This window comes from Streptomyces sp. NPDC055078 (assembly GCF_053607985.1).
On the sequence record NZ_JBSGUP010000542.1, the window covers coordinates 1 to 5,651 of the forward strand.

General features: G+C 72.3%; 4 protein-coding genes and 1 pseudogene. All 5 read right to left on the bottom strand.

All coding sequences use genetic code 11. The annotated features are described in order from the left end of the window. Positions 1 to 1,222: hypothetical protein (locus ACWF94_RS31500; RefSeq protein ID WP_453496161.1), on the bottom strand; the 1,222-nt coding region annotated here is incomplete at its 3' end. Next, positions 1,219 to 4,299 (bottom strand): hypothetical protein, encoded by a 3,081-nt coding sequence (locus tag ACWF94_RS31505; RefSeq protein WP_453496164.1) that lies wholly within the window; start codon positions 4,297 to 4,299, stop codon positions 1,219 to 1,221. The genes ACWF94_RS31505 and ACWF94_RS31500, both read right to left, overlap by 4 nt. Positions 4,300 to 4,302: 3 nt before the next feature. Then, positions 4,303 to 4,749 (bottom strand): hypothetical protein, encoded by a 447-nt coding sequence (locus tag ACWF94_RS31510; RefSeq protein ID WP_453496170.1) that lies wholly within the window; start codon positions 4,747 to 4,749, stop codon positions 4,303 to 4,305. Between the two features lie 5 nt (positions 4,750 to 4,754). Continuing rightward, positions 4,755 to 5,309 (bottom strand): hypothetical protein, encoded by a 555-nt coding sequence (locus ACWF94_RS31515; RefSeq protein WP_453496167.1) that lies wholly within the window; start codon positions 5,307 to 5,309, stop codon positions 4,755 to 4,757. Between the two features lie 113 nt (positions 5,310 to 5,422). Next, positions 5,423 to 5,651: pseudogene (locus ACWF94_RS31520) on the bottom strand (hypothetical protein); the annotation flags it as partial.

Genomic DNA, 5,651 nt, shown 5'->3' on the forward strand with positions numbered 1-5,651 from the left:
GGTAGGCCGGGTTCGTGAAGCTGAACCCCACCGAGCTGTCCGGCAGGCTGTAGGTGCACTCGTCCAGGACCGTCCAGGCGCAGCACTGGCCGACGGTGCCCGCCGGGGCGTACGCGGTGGTGCCGTCGAGGGCCGTGTCCAGGGTGCTGACGACGGCGCCGGTGCAGTCCCGGCACACGGTGCGCAGGAAGGACGTCGAGACGTTGTCCGCGAGGTCGCACAGTACGAGCTGCTCGCAGTCCCGGCACGCCTCCGGTGCGCAGATGCCGACGGTGCCCGTCGGGACGTACGTGGTGCCGTCGAGGAGATAGTCGGAGCGACCGGAGATTGCGCCGAGTTCGTCGCGCCGGTAGTCCCGGACGAACGGCGTGCTTGTGCCGTCGGCGGCGACATCGCAGAGCTGGACGAGGTCCTGCTCCGGCTGGCTGGTCCCGGCCGGGCACGTGGTGACCGTGCCGGTGGGCACGTAGGTGGTGCCGGTGGTGGCGTCGACCAGGCGGACGGAGTCGATCGTGCCGTCGGCGGCGTAGCTGTACTCGATGAGGACCAGGCCGACGACGTCGCCGGCCCCGTCGACGTCGCAGAAGGTCCCCGAGACCTGGACGGACTGGGAGTCCCCGCAGGCGACGGTGCCGACCGGCGGCGTGCCCGCGCTGAACGCCCCGGTGGTCAGGTTGATCCAGCCCTCGGAGGTGACGACGCCCTCGCAGTCCCGCACGACGGTGACCGCGATCGGCGTCCCGTCCGGCAGGCACAGGCCGATGGTCGCCGTGGGGGTGGTGGGGGACTCGCAGTCCGGGACGGCCGGGCAGACGCCGACCGTGCCCGTCGGCGCGTAGGGGGCACCGGCCAGGGTGCGGTCGAGGGTGCCCAGGACGGCACCCTCGCAGTCGTAGGTGGTCGTCCGCACGAAGGTGGTGGCCGTGCCGTCCCCGGCGACGTCGCAGAGCACCAGGGCAACCGTGGTGGCGTTGCAGCCGTCCGAGGCGGAGCATGGGCCGAGGGTGCCGGTGGGCACGTAAGCCGCGCCCGTGGCGGGGTCCACCGTGCGGGTGCTGACCCGGGCGCCCGTGTTCGTGTCGTAGACGGGCTCCACCAGGGCGACGCCCGCGACTGTGCCGTCCGGGAGGACGTCGCACAGGAGGACGGCCTCCACGTCCACCCGGGGGACGGCAGCGGCCCCGGAGACGATGACGGGCCCCTGCCCGCAGCATCCACTCACAGCGTGACTCCGATCGTGTACGAGAGGCTGACGGTGCCCGTGTCCGCCGTGACGGTGAGCGGGCCGGTGAGCAGGGCATCGGTGTCCCGTGAGACGGACCAGGTGGCCGCCTCGCCGGTGTGGAGGGTGCTCGGGCCGTCAGCGGTCGTGACCGTGCCGGTGCCTCCGTGCGCGATGGCCGTGACGGACTGGAGGGTCGTCCAGTCCTCCGCGTCCCAGGTCTCGCCGGCCGCGATCTCGACGCGGCGGGCCTGGACTCCGACGGCCGGCTCGGCACCCTCGTCGGTCTCCGCGCAGTCGATCGGGGCGACCGGCACGTAAGGGACCGTCAGGCCGGCGGTGTAGGTCCCCAGCGACGTGAGGGCACCCTCGCAGTCCACGCCAAGCAGCTCGACGTAGTCCGTATCGGCGATGCCGTCGCTGTCGGTGTCGTCGCACCGGCACGCCTGGATCACGGCGTTCGCGTCGCACGGCGGGACCGTGACCGATGACCCGTCACCACCAGCCTCCGCGCACTGCCCGACCTCGCCGGCCACCGTGTACGGCGTGGTGCCGTCCAAGCCGAGATCCTGGGACGAGGTGAGGCCGCCGTCGCAGTCGAAGGTGAAGCGCCGCAGGAACGGTGCGCGGGTGACGGTCAGCGTCGCCGTCCGCACGTCGAGCGGCATGAGGAACAGGTCGCGGTCGTTGATCGCGCCGCCGGTCGTCTGGTCGGTGAACCGGATCGTGACCGCGCCGGTAGCGGGGGCGATGAATGCCAGTGGCGGCAGGTCCTCGGACAGCACCCCGCCGGGGAACACGTTGGACCCGTTGCTGACGTTCCGGGTCCTCGTGGCGAGCACCGTGGCGCCGTCGAGGATGTCCAGCCGGTAGATCGCGGCGTTGCCAACTGGGTCGGAGCCTCCCGCGCCGATCCACGCGGACGCGAACCGGAACTCGTACAGCGTGGCGGGGAGCAGCCCGCTAACGGTCAACTCGGCTACGCCGTTGGCTACCTGGTTGGCCTGGGCGAACCACAGGGTCGTGCCCTCGTTGCCGGTCACCACGTTCCCGGTCAGCGTGAAGTCGCGCGCCGGGGTCGGAATCGGGGCCTGGGGGTCGTAGGTGAGATCACAGAGCCCCAGGACTTCGGTGTCCCCGCACGGCTCCGCCTCGGGGATCGGGCAGCACTCCCCGTCGCCGGCGGTCTGGCACTGCCCGACCTCGCCGGTGACCGTGTACGGCTGGCCGTCCAGGGTCGTGTCCGTGACGGCCAGGACCGTGCCGGTCTCGCAGTCGGTGAGGACCGTCCGGAGGATTTGCTCCGCACACCCGGTCTGGTCGTAGACCACGGTGGTGGTGAGGGCGGAGAGCTGCCATCCGGTCTGCCGTGGGCTCGGCGCGCACTGCGCGGTGTCGTCGTATGCGTCCAGCGCCAGGGCGATGGCTACGTTCCCGGCGGCCAGGTCGGCGGCGGGGACGTCCGCCTCCACGCTCACCGTGCCGAACCAACCGGCCGGAGTGCTGGAGGGGAGGACGGTGAGCGCGGTCTGTGTCGTCCCGACGAACAGGCGGAGGTGCCCGGTCTGGAGGCACCCGTCATCCGGCCCTGTCTGCTGGACGTTGAGGGACACGGCCACGCGGGCCGTACCGGTGTCGCAGGCGGGGCGAGGCGCCTGGACGGTCGCGGCAAGGGAGTTGACCGTTCCCGTGGTCCCTGGCTGCGGTCCCGTGCCCGCCGGGAGGTTGAGCGTGCCGCCGTCCCAGAGCACTTGCGCGCCCGACACGGGCACGCCAGTGGGGAACGGGTAGTACGGCGTCGGGTCCGTGCCTGTGACGGCAGGCTGCGGGGTGCCGCCGGTGGGCAGATCGCAGAGCAGGACGGTGCTGGTGTCCCGGCACGGCTCCGGTTCCGGCTGGTCCGGGGAGCAGGTGCCGGCCGTTCCGGTGGGCGAGTACGGGGTGCCGTCCAGGGAGTAGTCGGTGTGGCCGGTGATCTCGCCGGTGGTGGCGTTGCGCCGGTAGTCCCGCAGGAACGGGGTCGAGGTGCCGTCGGGCTGGACGTCGCACAGGACGGTCAGGTCCTGGTCGGCGGTCGCCGTGGCGGGGCCTGCGGGGCAGACTTCCAGGTCGCCCTGGAGGACGTACGTGGCGCCGGTGCCGGGGTCGACCAGGCGCACCGAGGCGAGGGAGCCGTCGTCGTTGTACTCGTACTCGGCCAGGACCGGGGCGTAGACGTCGCCGGTGACCGGGTCGACGTCGCAGAGCAGGCCGGCGAGCTCGAAGGCGCGGGAGCTGCTGCACGCCTGGGCACCGGCCGGGGGTGCGCCGGTGCTGAACGTGCCGGTGGTGAGGTTGACCCACCCGTCCTGAGTGACCAGGCCGTCGCAGTCCCGGGTGATCAGGACCGCGATCGGGGTTCCGTCTGCGAGGCACAGGCCGAGGGTCGCGGTCGGGGTGGTCTGCTCCGCGCACCCCGGGACGACCGCCTCACCGGCGCAGACCGCGACGGTGCCGGTGCCGACGTGCGGAGTCTGTCCGTCGAGTTCGACGTCCTCGTACGACGCCGTCCCGTTCAGGAAGCTGTAGCGGCGGAGGAACGGCGTCACGGTGCCGTCGGGCGCGGTGTCGCACAGCATCACCGTTTCGGACTGGGGGCAGCCGTAAGAGCATTCGAGCGGGGCCACGGGGACGTACGGGACGCTCGGGTCGTCCTGGTAGGTCAGCACCAGCTCGGCCGTGCCGTCGGCGCGGACGCACCACAGCTCGGAGTACGAGGCATCCACGATGCCGTCGCCGTCGGTGTCGTCGCAGAGCTGACGGCACACGGTGTCGACGCACCCGGCGTCGCAGGGGCCGGCGTCGGCCGGGATCGCCCCGGCGGTGAACGTGCCGGTCGCCACGTCGATCCAGCCGATCGCGACCGGGTCCGGCGCCGCTTCACCGCACTCGACGCAGCCGGACCGCACCACCAGGAGCACGGTGGTGCCGTCCGCCCGGCACAACGGCGTGGAGGCGATCGACGGGGCGCAGCACGTGGTCACCTCGATCGGTGTCGTGCCACCGCCGTCGGCGCACGGGATGGGCTCGACCGGCATTGCTCACCCCTCCGGGTGCTTCTGGCGACGGTGGGTGTCCCGGCCGCGCTCGGTGGTGAACTCCTTGTCGCAGCCGGTGCACGGGTAGACGCCGTCCGTCTGCCCGGCCGGCCGATCATCAGGGTCCGGGGCGGGGAGCGGGGTCGAGTCAGGGCCGTACGCCTCCGGGGGGACCTCGGGCAGGGGCTCGCCCGGTACGCCAGTCAGCTCCGGGGAGAACCCTTCGGGGGTGGCGACTCCGAGGAGTTCGCTGCCCTGGTCTTCGTCAGGGGACACGTAGCGGTGGCCGTTCACGCGGGCCCCGATCAGCAGCGGCTCGGGCATGTCGGCGAACAGGCCGTGCGGGACGGCGAACAGGGACGGGCCGACGGTGCGGATCTTCGGCGTCTGGGCGACCGCCCACCGCGCGAAGTCGACGCGCCGCTCTTTGGTCGGCTGAACCTGGATCATCTCGGTCACGGACAAGTCACCACCTGGATGGCGCACACGACACAGGTCGTGGCGACGACGTACGTGCGCTCGACCAGCACGCGCCGGTCGTTGGTGCGCGTGTTCACGGAGGCCCCGGGCCGGTCCGGGATGGTCATGGTCGGGCCGCGGCGGATGACGACCGGGCCGGTGATGTAGAGCCACGCGGTGCCGGGTTCGGCGGGCAGGTTCCCGGGCCCGGTGTTCATGGCGGAGTATCCGGCGCCGATGATCGCGCAGTTCCCGGCGAGCGTGGTCAGGTTGCCGCTGGCCGGGTCCTCGCGGACGAGGTTGCAGCAGCCGAGGAGGGCGGCGGCGCCGGCCGGGACGTGGAGGACGCCACGGCCGCCGTACTGCTCGGCGAGGCATCCTTCGAGGGCGGCGACGCCCTGGGCGATGTTCACCGGCCCGGCGTCCGGGGTGAGGTCTTCCGCCGTGACGGCCAGGTGGTCGGACCAGAACCCTGCTTCGACGGCTTCCTGCTCGCCGAGGGCTAGGGACGCTTCGGCGTGGGCGCGGGCCTCCGCGTAGGTCCAGCCCATGGTGGAGCACTCGGCACCGGAGTAGACGGTGATCGGGTCGGCGTGCTCGGCGGTGGGGCGGCAGAACTCCTTCTGGAGCGGGCCGGGTGACTCGTCGCCTGGGGACTCGTCGCTCAGGCACGGGTCTCGCCAGACGTTGACTGGGCAGCAGCCCCCTCCACCCGGTCGGGCTCGTCGATGCGGCCGCCGGCGAGGACCTCCTGCGTGGGGGCACCGTCCAGCAGCTCACGGCCTTCTGCCAGTAGCTCCCGGCGCGCGGTCGAGTCCAGCCACGCACTGAGCTGATCCGTGCCGGCGAAACGGAACACCACGACCCATTCATGGTCCTCGCCCGAGCCGGGA